At 39.8% G+C, this 18,700-nt stretch carries 19 protein-coding genes; 12 read left to right on the top strand and 7 right to left on the bottom strand.

Annotated elements, in window-relative coordinates:
* Positions 1-13: 13 nt before the first annotated feature.
* A complete protein-coding gene (locus tag M2353_RS05040; protein ID WP_284725057.1) occupies positions 14-1,228 on the bottom strand; it encodes a metallophosphoesterase family protein in 1,215 nt (404 codons plus the stop codon).
* A 173-nt stretch (positions 1,229-1,401) separates the two neighbouring features.
* On the opposite strand from M2353_RS05040, the gene M2353_RS05035 reads away from it, so the two are divergent.
* Entirely contained in the window at positions 1,402-1,590 is a 189-nt protein-coding gene (locus M2353_RS05035; RefSeq protein WP_024719988.1) for a YhzD family protein, read from the top strand.
* Positions 1,591-1,625: 35 nt separating this feature from the next.
* Here M2353_RS05035 and M2353_RS05030 read toward each other — a convergent pair whose 3' ends face one another.
* The gene (locus M2353_RS05030) at positions 1,626-2,441 is read right to left on the bottom strand and encodes an enoyl-CoA hydratase (protein WP_100325430.1); all 816 of its coding nucleotides are present in this window, start codon (positions 2,439-2,441) and stop codon (positions 1,626-1,628) included.
* 135 nt (positions 2,442-2,576) lie between these two features.
* On the opposite strand from M2353_RS05030, the gene M2353_RS05025 reads away from it, so the two are divergent.
* From M2353_RS05025 to M2353_RS05015, 3 genes are all read left to right on the top strand, one after another.
* Positions 2,577-2,903, top strand: a complete 327-nt coding sequence (locus M2353_RS05025; protein WP_234710318.1) for a potassium:proton antiporter — start codon at positions 2,577-2,579, stop codon at positions 2,901-2,903.
* 64 nt (positions 2,904-2,967) lie between these two features.
* On the top strand, positions 2,968-3,465 hold the full coding sequence (locus M2353_RS05020; RefSeq protein WP_017366937.1) for a cation:proton antiporter regulatory subunit: 498 nt from the start codon (positions 2,968-2,970) through the stop codon (positions 3,463-3,465).
* Positions 3,466-3,468: 3 nt separating this feature from the next.
* Positions 3,469-4,692 (top strand): cation:proton antiporter, encoded by a 1,224-nt coding sequence (locus M2353_RS05015; RefSeq protein WP_282833494.1) that lies wholly within the window; start codon positions 3,469-3,471, stop codon positions 4,690-4,692.
* Positions 4,693-4,734: 42 nt separating this feature from the next.
* On the opposite strand, the gene M2353_RS05010 is transcribed toward M2353_RS05015, so the two are convergent.
* The 3 genes from M2353_RS05010 to M2353_RS05000 all read right to left on the bottom strand — a co-directional run bounded on the left by M2353_RS05010 (position 4,735) and on the right by M2353_RS05000 (position 8,564).
* Positions 4,735-6,009: a lysine N(6)-hydroxylase/L-ornithine N(5)-oxygenase family protein gene (locus M2353_RS05010; RefSeq protein ID WP_284725056.1), complete on the bottom strand. Its 1,275-nt coding sequence runs from the start codon at positions 6,007-6,009 to the stop codon at positions 4,735-4,737.
* 75 nt (positions 6,010-6,084) lie between these two features.
* Positions 6,085-7,584: a coproporphyrinogen III oxidase gene (locus tag M2353_RS05005; protein WP_039167580.1), complete on the bottom strand. Its 1,500-nt coding sequence runs from the start codon at positions 7,582-7,584 to the stop codon at positions 6,085-6,087.
* Positions 7,585-7,697: 113 nt separating this feature from the next.
* On the bottom strand, positions 7,698-8,564 hold the full coding sequence (locus M2353_RS05000) for a Cof-type HAD-IIB family hydrolase (protein ID WP_159159507.1): 867 nt from the start codon (positions 8,562-8,564) through the stop codon (positions 7,698-7,700).
* Positions 8,565-9,107: 543 nt separating this feature from the next.
* Here M2353_RS05000 and M2353_RS04995 point away from each other — a divergent pair.
* A complete protein-coding gene (locus M2353_RS04995) occupies positions 9,108-10,460 on the top strand; it encodes an IS1182 family transposase (protein ID WP_096880954.1) in 1,353 nt (450 codons plus the stop codon).
* 119 nt (positions 10,461-10,579) lie between these two features.
* Here M2353_RS04995 and M2353_RS04990 read toward each other — a convergent pair whose 3' ends face one another.
* Both M2353_RS04990 and M2353_RS04985 read right to left on the bottom strand, forming a co-directional pair.
* Positions 10,580-10,936 (bottom strand): YlbF/YmcA family competence regulator, encoded by a 357-nt coding sequence (locus tag M2353_RS04990; protein ID WP_008348927.1) that lies wholly within the window; start codon positions 10,934-10,936, stop codon positions 10,580-10,582.
* 122 nt (positions 10,937-11,058) lie between these two features.
* Positions 11,059-12,192: a DUF445 domain-containing protein gene (locus tag M2353_RS04985; RefSeq protein ID WP_284725055.1), complete on the bottom strand. Its 1,134-nt coding sequence runs from the start codon at positions 12,190-12,192 to the stop codon at positions 11,059-11,061.
* 214 nt (positions 12,193-12,406) lie between these two features.
* Between M2353_RS04985 and M2353_RS04980 the strand changes: the two genes are divergently transcribed.
* The 7 genes from M2353_RS04980 (at position 12,407) to M2353_RS04950 (ending at position 18,655) form a co-directional block, all read left to right on the top strand.
* Positions 12,407-13,513, top strand: coding sequence for a YheC/YheD family protein (locus M2353_RS04980; RefSeq protein WP_284725054.1), 1,107 nt, complete (start codon positions 12,407-12,409; stop codon positions 13,511-13,513).
* Entirely contained in the window at positions 13,470-14,828 is a 1,359-nt protein-coding gene (locus tag M2353_RS04975) for a YheC/YheD family endospore coat-associated protein (RefSeq protein WP_284725053.1), read from the top strand. The genes M2353_RS04980 and M2353_RS04975 overlap by 44 nt, the downstream gene beginning before the upstream one ends.
* Positions 14,829-14,973: 145 nt before the next feature.
* A complete protein-coding gene (locus M2353_RS04970; RefSeq protein ID WP_008348933.1) occupies positions 14,974-15,183 on the top strand; it encodes a YheE family protein in 210 nt (69 codons plus the stop codon).
* Positions 15,184-15,203: 20 nt separating this feature from the next.
* Positions 15,204-16,079 (top strand): helix-turn-helix domain-containing protein, encoded by an 876-nt coding sequence (locus M2353_RS04965; protein WP_039167591.1) that lies wholly within the window; start codon positions 15,204-15,206, stop codon positions 16,077-16,079.
* A 137-nt stretch (positions 16,080-16,216) separates the two neighbouring features.
* Positions 16,217-17,323 (top strand): ABC transporter ATP-binding protein, encoded by a 1,107-nt coding sequence (locus M2353_RS04960; protein WP_024719977.1) that lies wholly within the window; start codon positions 16,217-16,219, stop codon positions 17,321-17,323.
* A 226-nt stretch (positions 17,324-17,549) separates the two neighbouring features.
* Entirely contained in the window at positions 17,550-17,753 is a 204-nt protein-coding gene (locus M2353_RS04955; RefSeq protein WP_008348940.1) for an alpha/beta-type small acid-soluble spore protein, read from the top strand.
* Positions 17,754-18,037: 284 nt separating this feature from the next.
* Positions 18,038-18,655 carry an NAD(P)-dependent oxidoreductase gene (locus M2353_RS04950; RefSeq protein WP_284725052.1) on the top strand — a complete coding sequence of 206 codons (618 nt, stop codon included), beginning with the start codon at positions 18,038-18,040 and terminating at the stop codon, positions 18,653-18,655.
* Positions 18,656-18,700 lie beyond the last annotated feature (45 nt).

Raw genomic sequence — 18,700 nt, 5'->3', positions numbered from 1 at the left:
GCCTCTCCTTCTCTCATAAATGCTTCAGCTGTTCTGCCAGCAGCCTTTGTGCCTCTTCTTTAATATCGATCTCGTCCTCTTTTGTAAAAGCTCTTCCTGCCTTTCTATAGGTTGGATGACGCTTGATCGGTGAAAGCAGCTCATCATACGCATCAAACTCGGCAATTTCTGCTGTTAGTTCTGTCAAAAAAGAATCTTCTGGATAGACGGCATCTTCATGTGTCCGGCAGTCAATCGATATCACCCAAACGAACAAGTCTTCATCTTCCTCCTGTTCATGAAGAACAGCCATCAGCTCCTCAAGCACTTCAAGCTGCGTGAGCTCCATATAAACAGGAGCATCGCCAGTTAGTTCGATTTTCACAAAATGAGGAACACCTCTCTCTTTCAGTCCACTCATCTTTTTGTCCACAAGTATCACAAGATCGGTCATATGAGCGGTATGTGTGATATCTATTGTCAATGTCTCAAAGATGACATCTGAACAGCTCATAAACTCCGCTCTTTGAGCATCTTCAGATAGGTAAACGACATAACAGCCTTTCTCTCCTGTTTCTTTTATATGTCTTCCTTGCACGTTTCCAGGATAGATCACCATTGGGTCTTCATGCAGAAGAGCCCGCTTATGAATATGTCCAAGCGCCCAATAATCAAAATCCCGCGCTAGAAGCTGCTGTAGCTGAAATGGTGCATACGCATCATGCCCTTCTTGACCTGCTAATGTGCCGTGAAGCATTGCAATATGATAGGGGGCATCTGTTGTTTTTTCATAATAAGGTGTCATATTTTCATGGACAGCTCGCTCTTTGTAGCTGAACCCGTAAATACTTGCCACAAGCTGACCTTCTCTATAAAAGGCTTGCTCACTTGGCGTACTGCTCAAAAAAACGTGAACATTCTCTGGCCACTCAATTGATGTCCATTCACCACCTAAATGATCATGATTACCATAAATAATAAACACTTCAATCCCGTGTGATTGTAGCTTAAGAAACTGATTTCTTAAAAAAAGCTGTGCTTTTAGGCTGCGATTCGATTCGTCAAATATATCTCCGCTCAGCAGCATAAAGTCTACTTCTCGATCAATCGCAAGTTCAAACATGTTCTTGGCACTTTGAAATGTACTTTCTTTCAACCTCTTAAAAATTCGGTTCGGTATATTGGACATTCCCGCAAACGGACTATCTAAATGAAGATCTGCGGCATGAATAAAAGTGAGCTTCGTCAAACGTCTATCTCCTTGTACGTTACTGTAGTTGTCCATATTTTATCACGCCGTTTTTACGAATGCACGTTCTATCGCTCTCATTCTAAAAAACACATTTTTAGGGGTGAAAAAAGAGGTTTTAACTTCCTCCTTGTATAATTCATTAAAAAACAAGAAGAAAGGGAAGATCAAAGATGGAGAAAACCTACTATTTGACTGTATTTGATTCGTCAGGTGAAACCTTATTAAACGAAAAAATCACCACAGATAGTGATGAAAAAGCAAAAGAATTAGGACGTCATCGTTTAATCGAACAACAATACACAAAGCATTCTCACCGGCTCGTAAATGATGCAGGTAAACTTCTTTTATTTGAACGTTAAAAAAGCCGGCATCCGCCGGCCATTCATTCTTCTATTTAATGAAACACAGGACGTCTTTTTTCCAAAAACGCTTGAACACCCTCCTGATGATCATTGCTTTGTCTCAGTCTAGCTTGTGCAGCACGCTCTTTTTGAAGAACGGCTAACAGCTGTGATTCTGACTGCTGAAAATAAATCATCTTTGTTTCAACAAAGGCTTGAAGCGGCATATTTAAAAATGGCTTGACACACGCTTTTTGATACGTATCCACCTCATCTTGAAACACGCCGTCTGCAAGGCGAAGCTTGAGCGCTTCTTCAGCCGGCAGCTTTTGTCCGCTCCAAATCAATTGTTTAGCGGTTTGTTCACTAACTCTTTTGGTGAGGAAAAAATGCCCTCCGCCATCTGGGATTAACCCGATTCCATTAAAGTTCATGGCAAGTTTAGCATCTTGATGCATAAACAAATAGTCACAGCTAAGGGCAAAGCTAAAAGCAAGACCAGCCGCTGCCCCGTGGACAAGTGCAATCGTCACTTTTTTCATACTGGCTAAAGAAAGTGTAATTCCCTCGATCAAATCCATCACGCGATGAAAATCTTCTTCACGATCTTGCTTTAGCATCATGCCAATATCTCCGCCTGCTGAAAACCCTTTGCCCATCCCCTTAAGAACAACAATTTTCGCACTGCTCTCACTCGCTGTATCACACGCTTCCTTCAATTCAGCAAACATGTCAACATGAAACGAATTATACGCTTCAGGTCTATTGAAAACGATTTCAAAAATATCCCCGTCTACCTGACAATTGATATATGTCATCATCCATTCCCCCTCTTTCTTTTCAAACTCATGACTTACTTCAATTTCCATCAAGCAATTCCTTTTCCTCTACATAAAAAATTTCAAGATCAACTGATACTAAAATAAGCATAATTGTTGAAACGAGAAATATATTTTTATATAGTAAAATAAGAAATAAAACATCATATGAAAGGGGGAGAATGATTGATAAGAAGTTCCATATGTATATTGATTAGCTGCATCGTCATGTTTTCTCCCTTTTCAAATGTCGTTTTTGCTTCACAAGCAGAAGCGAGCACACCGAGCCTGATTTCTCCATCGATTTATGATGAAGAAATCAACGCTGTGAAGACACCTCCATTTTCAAAAAAACATGCATCATCTCTTCTGTTAAAACAGAGGTTATCAATGGGCGCTTCAAAAGCTTTTCTTGTAAAGCTTGCACCAGCCACAGCGTTATCTATTGATTTATGTTTTTTAGAAATGAAGTGTGCAATCCCCATTATGTACCAATCAAATTACCTCGACTGATTCATTTTATTTCATCCGTACTCACTATATGAAAAACAAAACCTATCATATTCGGAGGGATAAAATGAACATTAAAGAAAATGATCTTCCTGGGATTGGAAAGAAATTTGAAATTGAAACGAGAAATAGAGAAAAGATGACGATTGTGATTCATGATGATGGCAGACGGGAGATTTATCGTTTCGACGATGAAGATCCAGATGAAGTACTGTCCACCATTTCTCTCGATGATGCTGAAGCCCGGCAAATTGCTGCCATTATTGGCGGTATGGTGTATAAGCCGCAAGCACTTGAAACGATTGAAATGGCGTTCAATGATTTGATCATTGAATGGTTTAAGGTAGAAAAAGACGCAAAAGCGGTTGGACATACACTCGGCGATTTAGATGTGAGACAAAATTATGAAGTCACCGTCATTGCGATCATTAAACATACAAATGAAAAATTACTCAACCCCGGTGCCGATTCGATTATTCAAGCAAATGATACGATGGTCATTTCAGGCGAAAGAAAACACTTGAAGCGATTGATACGTGATTTTCTTTCTAGAGGGGGAGAGTGATGAATGGATCATTTAGTCTTTGAAGTTGGAACGGCGCTTATTCTCATCGCCATTGCCAGCTTAATCGCCAATAAAATTAAATTTTCTATCATTCCTTTTCTCATTGTCCTCGGGATGATTGTTGGTCCGCATGCACCAACCATCGGGATCATTGATTTGAAGTTTATCGAGAGCACCGAGATTATTTCGTTTTTTGGTAGAATGGGTGTCCTGTTCCTTCTATTCTATCTGGGGCTTGAGTTCTCTGTCGGCAAACTCATAAAATCGGGTAAATCCATTGCAGTCGGCGGATCTATTTATATTTTGATCAACTTTAGCTTAGGATTGCTTTATGGGTTTATCACAGGCTTTGGATTCCTTGAAGTTCTCATTATGGCAGGCGTTATCACCATTTCATCCAGCGCCATTGTCGCCAAAGTCCTTGTCGATTTAAAACGGACAGCGAACCCTGAAACAGAGTTAATTCTTGGGATTATTATGTTTGAGGATATTTTTCTCGCCGTTTATTTATCTGTCGTATCAGGTCTTGTCCTTGGAGATGCCACGTCCGTTGGCGGTGCCTTATTATCTATTTTAATCGCTTTTGGTTACATGATGATTTTCTTTATCATCGCGCGTAAGATGCCAAAACTATTAAACAAACTATTCGATATCCGTTCAAATGAAGTATTTATCATCGTCATTTTTGCCGCTTTGTTCTTCGTGGCTGGTTTTTCAGAGACGATTCATGTCGCAGAGGCCATTGGCGCTCTCTTACTCGGTCTTGTGTTCTCAGAAACAGAGCACTCAGACCGCATTGAACATCTCGTTGTTCCTTTTAGAGATTTCTTTGGCGCCATGTTCTTCTTCAGCTTTGGACTAAGTATTGATCCATTTACATTAGGAGATGCCTTCTGGCTTGCGATCGGTGCTGTCATTCTCACCTTGATCGGGAACTTCACCGCCGGGATGTTTGCTGGAAGAAGAGCCGGTTTCTCTCATAAAGCCTCTTCTAATATTGGATTAACCATCGTATCAAGAGGAGAGTTTTCCATCATTGTAGCCGAACTTGGGATTGCAGGCGGGCTTGCCGCTACATTGAAGCCATTTGCTGCATTATATGTATTAATCCTTGCGATTTTAGGACCGCTAGTGACGAAAGAATCAAAGCGTATCTATCAAATCCTAAACAAAATCTTCAAATGGAAAACTGAAAAACCGAAAGTAAAAAGAGAAACAACCATTTAATTGAAAAGGGCCCAGTGCTGGGGCCCTTTTTTTATTTTATATCTATTCAAATTGCTGAAATGCTGTTTCTTGCTTCACTTGTTCTTTCGTATCCCCGCGAATGGTTCGGATGACTTTCTGATTGCGGTAGATCGATAGTTTTAAATTGGTCGCCGCTGTTCCATGAGAGTGATCGAGGTTCGTGAATGTAAAGAAATGATGAGACCGTTTGTCTTTAAACACAAGCCTGAAGTCGTCTGTCACTTTAAAATGCTCATCGCTTTCCCATTCAATCAATGGTTCATATACGCTAAACCATTCCGGAATATTAGGCGTATATCCTGTAGCCAACACAACATGATCGGCTGTGATTTTCTTTTCTTTCTTCAGCTGCCATTGTTTCAAATGCAGCTCTACCTGCTGCTCATCCTCCATATGTATCGCTTCAAGCTCAGTCATTGGCTGAATGAGTACAGAAGGCTCTTCACCTGAAACGGAGCGATGGTACAATTCCTGATAAATACGAGAAAGCGTCGATGCATCTATGCCATTCCTTAATCCTGCCAGTCTAGGCAATGTGTTCATCCGTTCTTCATAAGGAAGGGAATGAAAATATTCAACATACTTAGGTGTAAATAGCTCCTGACCAAGCTCCGCTGTCTCTAGTTCTCTAAATTCACTTGAACGTGTAAACCATGAAAGCTGCTGTCCTTTCTTCTGATGCTGAAGCAGGTCTAAGAAAATTTCAGCTGCACTCTGACCTGAACCAATCACCGCCACCGTTTCAGCTTCATGAAGTTCTTTTTGTTGATCTACATAACGACTGCTATGGGTCACATGCGGCAACGCAGCTTCTGGCACATCGACAGGGACCATCGGCTTGCTTCCCGTTCCAAGGACGACATGCTTTGCACGATATTCAGAAAGCGCACCATCTTTCAACCGCCGAACTTTTACAAGATACCCGTCTTCACAGTCGGTCACTTCTTCCACCTTCATCCCGAACTGACAGCTATCTAATTCACCTGCAACCCATGATAAATACTCATTGAATTCTCTCCGGGGGATATCAAATTGTTCAAATGTATAAAATCGGTGAAGCCTGTTTGATTCATGTAAATAATTTAAAAATGTATACTTGCTCCTTGGATTAGCCATTGTCACAAGGTCCGCTAGAAAGGAAACTTGTAAGTCCGTTCCTTTGATGAGCATACCAGGATGCCAAGCAAATTCGGTTTCCTGTTCAAAAAAACAGCATGTCACATCTTCATACTCCTCTAATAAAGCGGCCAATCCTAAATTTGCTGGCCCAATCCCAATTCCGATCACATCCATCATATGTACACCTGCTTTACCTTTTTACCCCCTATATACCCTTTTACAAATGAAAAAAACACTGCGTCACCGCAGTGTTTACATGTGAGAAACAAATAATGACTCAAGAAACTGAATCTTCTCTTCCGTATAGTGCTCATAACGATCATTATAAGACTTTGGATCTTTTGGATTGGCATACTGCGTAATTTTTCCGGTTCGCGGATCAATGAATTTACTCGCAGCGCCGCATCCAATGCCAATGATCGTCTGCACCTCTTCCATAATGATAATATTATACAAACTTTCCTGCCCATCTAACGAATACCCGACATTTTCGAGATTCCCCAAAATGTTTTTTTGTCTGTATAAATAGTACGGATGATAATCATGTGCCTTTGTCCAAGCAACCGCTTCATCCATCATACGTGTGATCTCTTCTCGGTCTGCCACTTGATACTTTTCCTTATTGCGGGTCATTTCAGACGCTCTCTTAAAGGAAAGGGTATGCACCGTTAAAGATTCAGGCTTCAGTTCTTCTGTTTGCTGCAAGGAATGTTGGAATTCCTTTAGCCCTTCTCCTGGCAGCCCAATGATTAAGTCCATGTTAATATTATTCATGCCATACTGCCTTGATAAATGATACTTTTCAATCGTTTCTTCCACACTATGGTGCCGGCCAATCGCTTTCAATGTTTCATTCTCATATGATTGCGGATTGATACTAATCCGGTCAATATGATAACGGTTGAGCACCTCCAGCTTATCAGGTGAAATCGTATCAGGTCTTCCCGCTTCTACAGTGACTTCCCGAATATGTTTCACATCTGGAAAAGAGCGATACATCTCCTCATACAGCAAATCCATTTCTTCTGCTGTAATACTCGTTGGAGTACCTCCGCCAAAATAAACAGTCGTCACTTTAATCCCATGTTCCTTTAACCATTCGCCCATTTTTTGCATCTCATAATGCAGCCCAAAAAGAAACGTTCCTACTCTTCCAGCTTGTCCTTGAATGGCATAAGCAGGGAACGTGCAATAAGCACATTTTGTTGGACAGAAAGGAATACCGATATAAATACTCACTTCCTCCTGCAGATCGTACAGATCTGGAATGGCTTTGATTTGACGATCAACAATTTCCTGCATCAAATTGATCTTTTCATCATGAATCAAGTAATCGCGCTTTAACGCTGCATGTGCTTCTTCCTTTGTCATGCCTTCTCTTAGCATCTTATGAAGTAATTTCGTAGGACGTATCCCCGTAAGAATCCCCCATTTTTGCGTCATTCCTGTATATTCCTGAAGCAGATGTAAATAAACAGACAGCACAGTGTTTTTGATTTGCTTCCAGCGCTCTTTATCGTTCAAGCCCTCCGGCATCTCTCTTGTAAAACAACTCGTCATATCTGATCCAGCAATATGGCCAGAAGCCTCCACCATACCGCCAGTTTCTTTCCAATCAAACACCATGACCAGGCCATCGTTCGCTTCCCCTGAATCAAACAGCACTTCACTATCTTCCTCGAATAAATTGGCTATATTGACAAGCGGTCGATGAAATCGTTCATCAGACAGCCCTTTAACTAAAATTCGCATCGTATCACCTTTATCTTCAAACTTGTTTCATTTTACAAAATTCATCTAGGAAAAGCAATGAAGAGAACAGATGAAGGCCCTGCCATTTCTTAATAGACAGGGCCTTCACTATATTATCGTTTAATATCAAATTGATGTAAAAAACCTTCCCTTTGCTGCATTCTAAAGTATTCTTTGATCATATAAGCAACACCCTGTTCATCATGAGAACGTGTCACCCAATCGGCTTTACGTTTGACCGAATGAGGTGCATTCCCCATCGCAACGCCTAAGCCAGCTAACTCAAGCATCGGGATGTCGTCTGTCCCGTGACCGATCACGACCGTATCTTCTAATGTAAAACCTAGTGCTGAGGTTAAAAGAGAAAGTCCTGCTTCTTTCGATACCCCTTTGCATACAATGTTCATTTTCTCATCACTGATCTTAATCAGATCAACAGATGGGAATGCTTGTTGAATGGTTGTGTGGATTTCAGGCTGAAGTGCTGCCGTCGAATACACTTCAATGACAGGTGTGCTAACCGGTTCATCCATGAGCATATCACTTAATGATTCAACAAATTGAACGGGATAGAAAATTGGATCAGACGGATGAATCAACGTTTTTCCCATCAGTTGAGACTGTGTTTTTTTCCGATTGCCGATTGAGAATTTTTCATGTAACAAGCGAACATTACAATTAAAGCTTTCAAGGATCTGCACAAGATTAAATGTTTTCTCTTCCGTTAATTTCTTCACATGGAGCGGCTCATCAAGCTTATCAGCGATAAATGCACCACTATGCGTTACAAGAGTTGAAGTTGGTATTTTCAACGCCTTGGCAATTTTTTGTGCAGATCGAAAATGACGGTTGGTGACAATCGTCACGTAAACCCCTTTTTTCTTAACATATTCCACAGCTTCTTTTGTAGCGGAATGAATTTTCCCATTGGAACGAAGCAACGTTCCATCTATATTGAGTGCAAGTAGCTTTTTTGACACTGAGGCATCCCCCTTCTTGATGACTGTACTTACGATGAGGATATGCCCTAGCTTGGCGCTTTAGAACATGCAGTTGAAGCAGCCCTTGTTTTATGCCTCAATCGCAAATAAAAAAAGCCTACCCCTAGGCTTTTTTTTATGTATGGTTTGGATGCGTAACAATGGCGTGATGAAGCTCCCCATGATCCCCTCATCTTTCACACACCAAAGCATTGCTTATATCATATCCCCTTATGCTTTGCTTTTCTCCCAGAAGCGCTTCTCTCTCTTTTGGCTCATCGCCGTAAATCCAAAGTGGAACGCACCCAATTCATCACGATAGCGCTTTTTGAAAGCACTTTCAATAAGTATTATCGCAGAATTTACGAGCTTCGACAACCCCTTTTTTAAAGATATACAAGCGGCGATATGAATGAAAAAAAGGGCGATTATGATCGCCCTCAGGCTGTCGAGAAAATCTCGACAGCTTTATTTTTTTCCTTAAAATTTACATCTCCTCATTTTATAATAGAGAAAAGCCCACTAAAGGAAGGTGTTTTTCTCATGTTCCACACTAGAAATTCTTCTCAGCACGAAGCTGAATTTGTATTGCTAGATCAACTGGTCGAAGAGGATCACCTGCTTCGTAAAATTGATCAGTACATTGATTTTTCATTTATCGTAGATAAAGTAAGACCGTATTATAGCGAGAATAAAGGTCGTCCTTCTCTTGATCCACTTATTTTGTTCAAAATGATGTTTATCGGATACCTGTACGGTATCCGTTCTGAAAGACAACTTGAAAAAGAAATTTACTATAACATGGCGTATAGATGGTTTTTAGGTTTGAACATCAATGACCCCGTTCCTCATCACTCGACCATTAGCTGGAATCGTCGTACTCGATTCAAAGATACAACGATTTTTCAAGACATTTTCGACGAGATTGTGCTTCAAGCTATCAATCATGATATGGTAGGAGGCCGCGTTCTTTTTACTGATTCAACTCATCTTAAAGCCAATGCCAATAAACATAAATATATGAGAAAAACGATTGAACAAGATACCCAGAACTATATAAATGATTTAGAAGAAGCGATCCAAGAAGATCGGGTGGCACACGGAAAAAAGCCCTTAAAGGTAAAAGAGGAGGTGAAAACGGAAAAAGACATTCGTCAAAGTACGACTGATCCTGAAAGTGGCTATCTTTATCGTGAAAACAAACCGGAAGGCTTTTTCTACCTAGACCACCGTACAACGGATATGAAGTACAATATCATCACGGATGCCCACATCACGCCCGGTAATGTCCATGATTCTGTTCCGTATCTTGATCGGTTGGATCACCAAATCGCACGATTTGGTTTTCAAGTAGAAGCTGTTGCCCTTGATTCTGGTTATTTGACGACCCCAATCTGTAAAGGTTTATCAGATCGCCGTATTTTTGGTGTCATCGCACATAGACGCTTTCATCCAACAAGAGGTTTATTTGAGAAGTGGAAATTCAAGTATGACTCTGAACATGATCATTACATATGCCCAAATGGTGAGAAGCTATTATATACAACAACTGATCGAAAGGGTTATCGATTCTACAAATCAGATCCTAAAAAATGTGCATCGTGTTCTTTCCTTGAAAGATGCACAAGGTCGAAAAATCATCAAAAAGTCATCTCAAGACACATATGGGAAGAACATAAAGAAAAGATCAGACAAAATCGTCTATCTGTCTCTGGAAAAGAGCTATATAAAAAAAGAAAAGAAAAAATAGAGCGAAGCTTTGCAGATTCAAAACAACTGCACGGGCTTCGCTACTGCCGGTTGAGGGGAAAACAAAATGTGAGTGAGCAAGTTCTTCTCACAGCTGCCTGTCAGAACATGAAGAAGATTGCCACACATCTAGCGAAGCTAGGTTAGGTGTGTGGGAGGCCTTTTTCATTCAATCTCATCCATCATCATTACGATGAAAATAAAAAAGATTGTAGAAAAACATGAGTTTCTCTACAATCTGAGGGCGATTATGATCGCCCTTTCAATTAATTTTCTTCAGTATTTCCATAAAGCTCTTCAAGAGGCTTCATGATAATTTTATTTAATTCACCGATGAGAACACTTACGCGTTGTTCTGCTTCCATCAACTGAGAGATTTTATCGTGCTGCTGCACAAGTGCAACCGTTTTTTGCGCTTGCTCTACTTCTTCTTGTGTAATCTCTTGACCAGTCATTTGTTTTTGTTGAAGGTTTACTTGAATGTCACGGAAGTTCTCAAACATTCTTTTAGAGGATTCATCCCCGTTTACCTCATCATAAAGATTTCTTAACGCTGAATATTCTTCGCTATGACGCAGTGCTTTTTCAAGGTCATATGCAACATCATAAAGATTTACAGACATGTTATGTCTCCTTTCTATCCGTTATCACCGATATGGATCGGCGGACACCACTCCACTATAACAAACTATGGCTTTCGTTTCACATATATACAATAAATTCATCGAAATTTCTCGATCTTGCCTTAGAATAAGGTGACAAAAATCGCTTGGACAGCACCGATCAATCCACCTAAAAGACCGCCTAAAAATGTGATCATCTTCAGCTCCTTATTAGATATGCTGATCACAAGCTCTTCCATTTTTTCAAGCGGGAAACGTTCAATTTGTTCACGAATAATTTCTTCAAATTGGAGCTTTGCGAGCAGTCCCTCAAGCGCATTAGATGCGGCTTCAACCCCTTTATCAATGAGAGATGGAGCAAATTTGGTCTTAAGATCATCCGCTACTGCACTGATGTAAACTCCTACTGGTCTATCTAACAGCACCTTTGTAGAAAAATGTGAAAGCAATTGCTTTTTCACACTAAATAGAAGCTCTTTCACATTCCATTTTTCATCAAGCTCATGTAAAGAAACTTGCTTTACCTTGTCCCATTCTTGAACAAGTAAATCTGATAAAAACCTTTTTGTCTCTGCATTCTTTAAGAACTTCATCATTTCAGGATGCACGCGATCAATTAAGCTTGAATTCCCTAAAAACATTTGGACCATACTGCCAAGCATTCCTCGTTCTTTTAAGAAATCATCTATCATATGACCGAGTCTTGCTTTTCCCTCATCACTTTCAAAATAATGAATGCCTCTCTTTAAAATATAACCTGCGGCATCTGGAATTTTTGATGCAAGCTTATTTTCTACATCCTGTGGCAACAGCTCAGACAACGTTTGCTGATCATACTTTTCAAGCAGTGAGTGGAGCTTATGATCAGTCCACTGATGAAGCCATGCGTCAGCTTTAACGTCAGCCTGTGAAAAACCGTATTTTTCTAACATGGAGAAAACCGTCATTTCCATATCAGCACCTTTATCAATATATCGGTGCACTGTCCATAATATCTCTTGCTTTGCCTCTGATGATTCAAATCGTTTTTTAATGCCCTCTGGCGTTAGTAAATGCTCCATCACCATGACGCCAACCTGCTTGGCTACTTCATCTCTTCTTTTAGGAATGAGACCCGGTGTAAATGGGAGCTGTTTCCCAAATAAATAATATGGCTTATACGGACGAAAAAGCATTTTAATCGCGAGATGGTTTGTTGCTGCACCTATCACTGCACCTATCACAATCATAAAAATAAACGTTGTGAATATATCCAAAGTCGTCATCTACCTTTCAAACAACACCTGAAGTTTATTGTTTTTATCTATACGTATTATAGTTGTTGTCAAGAGTCCAAGCAAATGAAGCATTCAATGTGACATATGAGACAACGATCTGTCGTAATGATATAGGAACGCCAAGTTTATGTAAAATCAACAAAAAGTGTTTTTCAGATGTTAAAAAAAGAATTTGAAAAGTAGGTGTTGTTTCATGACGTCAACGCTCGGCATTGTCACTCTTTCTCCGAAGCATGAAGAAGCATTCACACATCAGCTTGCCAAAGCAGCCTCTTCTTTTGATTTAGAAGTTGTTCGTTTTTCACCTCTAGATTTAAAGCCTGCTTCAAATGTCATTCACGGTCAAAAATTTAAGACTGGCAAAGGATTTGAAGCGTCAGAATTTCAGATTCCTGAATTGATTTATGATCGTTGTCTTTATCAGCATGACGCACAATCTAAAAAAGCAAAACCTATCATGAATTGGTTAAAAAAGTATCCAAAAACCGTTTTTTTGAATACTGGAATTTCAAATAAAATGCGACTATTCGAGCAGCTCCGTCTCCTCCCTTCTTTACAACCATACTTACCTGTCTGCTCTCTATTGACAGAGCCTTCAGACCTTCTCAACTTGGTCAGAAAGGGCGGATATTGTAAAATACAGCCGCTTTCTCAACAGCACGCAGCACCCTCTTGCTTCATTTCTTTAAGAGACAAATCACTCATTACTGTGCAGCTAAACGCTAAGCAAATCATCAACTTTTCACATTCAGCAGAGGTTGAACGCTGGTGCAAAAAGTATATCGGCCGATCTTTCCTTCAATTTTTTAACACGAATGATCAAAAAGACGTTATATTCAATGAAATTAGGATTTTTCTTATAAAAAATTCACAAAATCAATGGAATAGCATGGGGATTCATACAAAACCATCAGTAGAAAACAGCCTTTTAAGCAATACACAAAATTCCATTCATGTGGTAGCCTTTGATCACTATTTAAACTCATTAAAGCCACACATCAAGGAGCTGTTGTTAGATGATATTGCCTCCATTCAATCATCTCTTCCAGCGTTTATAGACAAAACTTTCTCACCGTGTATTGAATTCGCTATAGACTTGCTTCATACAAATGAAGGCAGACTTTTCATCTCAAATGTAAGATCAAAGCCAGGACGATCCTCTTTTTTAAAAGCTTACCCTGAGAGGGAGAATCAATTGATTCAGACCATACTTGAACATGCCAAATCGATGATGGCTGAAGAAAAGGAGGCTCCTTATGAAGAGAAAACGCTACATCATCGCTCCTCATTCAGCAAGTGAAAAAACAGTATATCTCCCTGCTCAGTTTAAAGAGCAGGAGGCAATTTTATCTATTGCTTTAGGTTCTTGTTTAGTAGATGATTTCACCATTTCCTATCATCATCAATCACAAAGGATTTTATTATCAGAAGACCTTTATCGCGCTTTACTCATTCCATACAAAACGAAAGCTGATGTCATATTAGTTCAACATACACTCTATATAGGACCTCTCATCGGCATTTTCACTGCAGGTTTCGAACAAAATACAGCACCTTTAGGCGCAAGATCTTCCTATTTTATGAAATTGCTGCAATCTTGCAGGCAGCATGCTGGTTTTGCATATCTTTTTGGTACTCATTCTATCGATTGGGATAAAGGAATAGTAGAAGGTTTGCTTTACCAAGAGGAGCGCTGGGTAAAAAAGCAGATCCCTCTCCCATCCGTTGTTTATGACCGGCTGCCTAATAGAAAGGCTGCTCAGTCGGCATTCATTCAAGAAACAAAACGAAAACTCACTCAAGACTACGATATCCCTTGGTTCAATCCTTATTTTTTTAATAAATGGGACATTCATGAGCAGCTATTAACAGATGAAAAAACAAGCTCTTTCTTACCACATTCTATACGATTAGATCCTGTTGATGCTTTAATTAAAATAGAAACACTCCTTTATCTGCATCATGTCATTTATTTAAAACCAACAAACGGCAGTCACGGAGACGGGATTTATCAGTTAAAGAAGACGGAAAACGGGGTCACTGTCTGCTCAAATAAAGGGAAATCCACTTCATATCATTCCGTAGACCATTTCGTGAAAAAACTGCGGGAAGATTGTGCAATTCAAGACTTGATTGCACAACAAGGCATTGAGCTTCTTCAAATAGACAATCAACCACTGGATTTTAGAATTCATACGAACAAAAATAAGTATGGTCATTGGACTGTTACAGCCGCTGCTGGAAAAGTTTCAGGAGATCACACTGTCACAACCCATCAACTGCATGGTGGTTCAGTAAAAACACTATATGATATCTTTCCTGATGCAGAGAAACGTTTGAAGGTTTTGCAAGAGCTCTCTGATACTGCCCTCGCTCTTAGTCGTGTGATAGATGAAAAAATGCCTGGTCTGATTGGGGAAATTGGTTTTGACTTAGGTATTGATCACTTAGGTGCTATCTGGATGTTTGAAGCCAATTCTCGTCCAGGCCGCGAGATTTTTCTGCATGCACCATTGAAAAACTCAGAATGGCTGATTGGGAAAAGAATCGTTGAATACGCATCTTACCTAACACAAATGGCTCTTACTCCTATAGACCATGCAAACGCCTACTGATGTTTTCTTTTCATGTCTCTGAAATCTGTGCTTTCCCTATGCTCTTTTCATCAGATGAGATACAATAAAACCAAGTTCAAGGTTGTTTCCGTATTGTCGTGTGTATTTATTGTTTCATCAATAAAAGCAAGGAGGCAATGATGATATGATTTCTCATTTTCAATGGAAACCTCTCTTTAAAAAAGCGCAATTACCTGGCTGGAAAATATCCTTTTTTCATAATGGTTCACACTATGAAGGCATTTATCACAAAACGGGTGATATTGAATGGGGCTCTCAGCTTCCGCCTCATGAAGTTGAACCAACCTTAAAAGAAGAAATCCACGAATTAATGCTATTCCATGTGTATGATTAAACTGTTTAAGGAGCCTCGCCATGTTAGAAAAACTAAAACTTGTTTACGGACACCATATCATCAGTTCACCAACAAATGATAAACAAATTCTCTGGTATCAAACAGACGAAGGCGAAATTTTCGGAGTAAACAAAACGGAGCTAACAGAAAGGGAAGCGCTTCTTCTCAATTCATTCCTCACACCAATTGATGTACCTCATACGCAGGAAACGGAAGAAGAACAGAAATGGTACAGCTATCTCTTTGAAAACAAATCAATCACCATCGATCAATCCGTCCGTGTTCATTTTTTCAAAATGGATCACCAAGCAGAACAAAGGCAGCAAATAAAAGAGGCTGTGAACAGCAGCCTCGAACATATTCATTTCATATGGACAGGCACTGAAACAGCTATGCTCATTCAAACAAACGCTACATCAGAAAATGGTCAACTTGAACAGCTACATGATTTGTCTCAAGCCATCACAAGTGATTTTTTAACAGACGTTGTCTTCATGCAAGGACAGCTGCATTTGCCGAATGGAAATTTAAAAATGAGATTATTAAATGAACATCAGCTCTTTTTATGGCATCTGAAGCAAGGAAAACTTAGGTCAGGGGTTGCAACATTTTATCAATGTCTACCTGCTTTCATTCGCCATGATACAGACATGGTTTCTGCCGCTATTTCAGATGCATTTATAGAAACAATCTTTGATCGGGACGTTTACCGGACTCTCACGACCTATATGCAGTGTAATTTAAATGCATCGCAGGCAGCAAAAGCGTTATATGTTCATCGAAACAGCCTCCAGTATCGGATTGATAAATTTATTGAACGGACAGGACTAGATATACGGCATTTTCAAGAAGCGTCAGCTGCTTATTTCATGATGAATCTTCTCGATCTTTCTTAAATGATCCTAACATGAGCACCTTGCCTAAAAATGAAGATAAGATGTTGTGCACGTTGTCCATTTACAGACACCCTTCCTTTTTATACACTTCATTTATAAGTAAAGCGCTTTCAAGAAGGACTGGGAGGCTACCACCTATGGCTGAAATGATGCTGAATCAAATTTATAAAGTGTACGATAACAAAGTAACAGCAGTAGATAACTTTAATCTACATATTGAGGATAAAGAATTTATTGTGTTTGTTGGTCCATCTGGGTGCGGAAAATCAACAACCCTCCGCATGATTGCAGGCCTTGAAGAAATTTCACAAGGAGATTTTCTATTAGACGGCAAGCGAATGAATGATGTGGCACCAAAAGATCGGGATATTGCGATGGTTTTCCAAAACTATGCCTTATATCCTCATATGAATGTGTACGATAATATGGCTTTTGGATTAAAGCTTCGAAAATTTCCTAAAGCAGAAATTGATGAGCGGGTACGAAACGCTGCAAAAATATTAGGGCTTGAACAATACTTAGATCGAAAACCTAAGGCATTGTCTGGAGGTCAAAGACAGCGTGTTGCACTTGGAAGGGCCATTGTACGCGATGCAAAAGTCTTTCTTTTGGATGAACCTCTATCTAATTTAGATGCTAAACTTCGTGTTCAGATGCGTGCCGAAATTTCTAAACTTCATCAGCGGCTGCAGACGACATTCATCTATGTCACACACGATCAAACAGAAGCCATGACAATGGCTACTCGGCTTGTTGTCATGAAAGATGGCTTTATTCAGCAGGTTGGCGCACCAAAGGATGTGTATGAAAACCCAGAGAATGTCTTTGTAGGAGGATTTATTGGCTCTCCAGCGATGAACTTTTTTACAGGAAAACTGTCTGACGGAGCCATTGCCATTGGGAATACGCACATTCGTGTACCAGAAGGAAAAATGAAAGTATTACGCAGTCAGGGCTATATTGGAAAAGATGTGATTCTAGGCATCAGACCAGAAGATTTCCATGATGAGCCTGTGTTTATAGAGGCTTCTGAAGGAACAAAAATTGAAGCAAACGTTGAAGTGGCTGAATTAATGGGAGCCGAAACGATGCTTTATTCTTCTCTCGCTGGTCAAACGTTTATTGCACGTGTTGATTCTCGCACAGATATTCAGGCAGGTCAGACGATCCCTCTTGCCATTGATATGAATAAAGCGCACTTCTTTGATACAGAGACTGAGCTGCGCATCCGCTCAGCTGAATAAGAAGACGTTCCACAAACCATCACCATTGGGTGGTGGTTTTTTGTATATGAAAACAACATTTACCATGTTCTTTTTCCGTATGTTTTTTTCGTTGCGAACCATAATATTTAGTACAAAGCAGTTACCGCATTGGGTTTCGCCAAGTGGCAAATGACTTGGTCATTTCGCTGGTGCGACTCCAGCAAACCCAACCAAAAAAATCTTATATAAAAAGGAGATTCACATCATGGCAAATTCTAATAGTTCAAATCAATTACTAGTTCCTGGAGCAGCGCAAGCAATCGATCAAATGAAATACGAAATCGCTTCTGAGTTTGGTGTAAACCTTGGAGCAGAAACAACAGCTCGTGCTAACGGTTCAGTTGGTGGAGAAATCACGAAACGTCTTGTATCTTACGCTCAGCAAAACCTTGGCGGAACAAAAGCTTAATTTCATATCTGGATCATAGAAGACACCTCTTATGGTGTCTTCTTTTTTTGGTTTTATCCCTCACCGATTCCTTTTGAATTCATATGATGTATTAGAAAGGAGCGGATCTTTATGGACATTATTTCAGGTGTGAATTTTGAACTTCTACAATTTGTCGGTCTCTCTCTATTATGTGAATATGCTCATAGTATTCGGTCCTTTCATCTTTATAAAAAAAGCATGACATAAAACTGTACCATTTTAAGTTCTTTTCACTTATAGTATGTAGTGGAGGGATCGATCAGATGAAAATAGCTCTTTTCGGTGCTCATGGACGTGTAGGACAAGCATTTCTTCGTTTCGTAAAAGAAGATGATCGTTACATGGTTCGCTCGTTAATTCGGACAAACCGGGAAGAAATGCTTGGGGGTATGTTTCAAGTCACCGGCAATTCCAGAAATCAAGAGGATGTGCTTGAAACAATTAAAGGATCAGATATTGTCGTGAGCTGTCTATCAACAGATGGTGATGATACTTTATCTGTTTCAATGGAGCATATCGTACAAGCCATGAAGCAAACAGGAACATCAAGAATTATAACGATTGGTACAGCAGGGATTTTGAAAGCAAGGCAGCAGCCTGAGCTTTACCGCTTTGAAACAAATGAATCAAGGCGAACCACTTCCCGAGCTGCTAAAGAACATGCCAAAGCATTTGAAATTCTTCAATCAACTGAACTAGATTGGACAATCATTTGCCCAACCTATTTACCAGATGGAGAAGTGACACGGTCATATCGCTATGAAAAGAATTTTCTCCCTATAGATGGACAGAAAATTTCAGTTGAAGATACCGCACACTTTTTGTATCAGCAGTTAAACTCAAAAGAATTTGTGCATCAACGTGTCGGTATCGCTTATTGACCATTTAGTTCATGTAAATGATATACAACCAGTAAAAGTCGAGAT

The sequence above is a fragment of the Bacillus aerius genome (assembly GCF_029894105.1).
GTDB classification, from domain to species: domain Bacteria; phylum Bacillota; class Bacilli; order Bacillales; family Bacillaceae; genus Bacillus; species Bacillus altitudinis.
This window is presented reverse-complemented; position numbering and strand designations above follow the sequence as displayed.

Bases quoted from the DNA above. Each gene is read 5' to 3' on its own strand.
- M2353_RS04950 (WP_284725052.1), top strand. From the start codon at position 18,038: ATGAAAATAGCTCTTTTCGGTGCTCATGGACGTGTAGGACAAGCATTT.
- M2353_RS04955 (WP_008348940.1), top strand. From the start codon at position 17,550: ATGGCAAATTCTAATAGTTCAAATCAATTACTAGTTCCTGGAGCAGCG.
- M2353_RS04965 (WP_039167591.1), top strand. From the start codon at position 15,204: ATGTTAGAAAAACTAAAACTTGTTTACGGACACCATATCATCAGTTCA.
- M2353_RS04980 (WP_284725054.1), top strand. From the start codon at position 12,407: ATGACGTCAACGCTCGGCATTGTCACTCTTTCTCCGAAGCATGAAGAA.
- M2353_RS04995 (WP_096880954.1), top strand. From the start codon at position 9,108: ATGTTCCACACTAGAAATTCTTCTCAGCACGAAGCTGAATTTGTATTG.
- M2353_RS05015 (WP_282833494.1), top strand. From the start codon at position 3,469: ATGGATCATTTAGTCTTTGAAGTTGGAACGGCGCTTATTCTCATCGCC.
- M2353_RS05020 (WP_017366937.1), top strand. From the start codon at position 2,968: ATGAACATTAAAGAAAATGATCTTCCTGGGATTGGAAAGAAATTTGAA.
- M2353_RS04975 (WP_284725053.1), top strand. From the start codon at position 13,470: ATGAAGAGAAAACGCTACATCATCGCTCCTCATTCAGCAAGTGAAAAA.
- M2353_RS05030 (WP_100325430.1), bottom strand. From the start codon at position 2,441: ATGGAAATTGAAGTAAGTCATGAGTTTGAAAAGAAAGAGGGGGAATGG.
- M2353_RS05010 (WP_284725056.1), bottom strand. From the start codon at position 6,009: ATGATGGATGTGATCGGAATTGGGATTGGGCCAGCAAATTTAGGATTG.
- M2353_RS04990 (WP_008348927.1), bottom strand. From the start codon at position 10,936: ATGTCTGTAAATCTTTATGATGTTGCATATGACCTTGAAAAAGCACTG.
- M2353_RS05035 (WP_024719988.1), top strand. From the start codon at position 1,402: ATGGAGAAAACCTACTATTTGACTGTATTTGATTCGTCAGGTGAAACC.
- M2353_RS04960 (WP_024719977.1), top strand. From the start codon at position 16,217: ATGGCTGAAATGATGCTGAATCAAATTTATAAAGTGTACGATAACAAA.
- M2353_RS05005 (WP_039167580.1), bottom strand. From the start codon at position 7,584: ATGCGAATTTTAGTTAAAGGGCTGTCTGATGAACGATTTCATCGACCG.
- M2353_RS04970 (WP_008348933.1), top strand. From the start codon at position 14,974: ATGATTTCTCATTTTCAATGGAAACCTCTCTTTAAAAAAGCGCAATTA.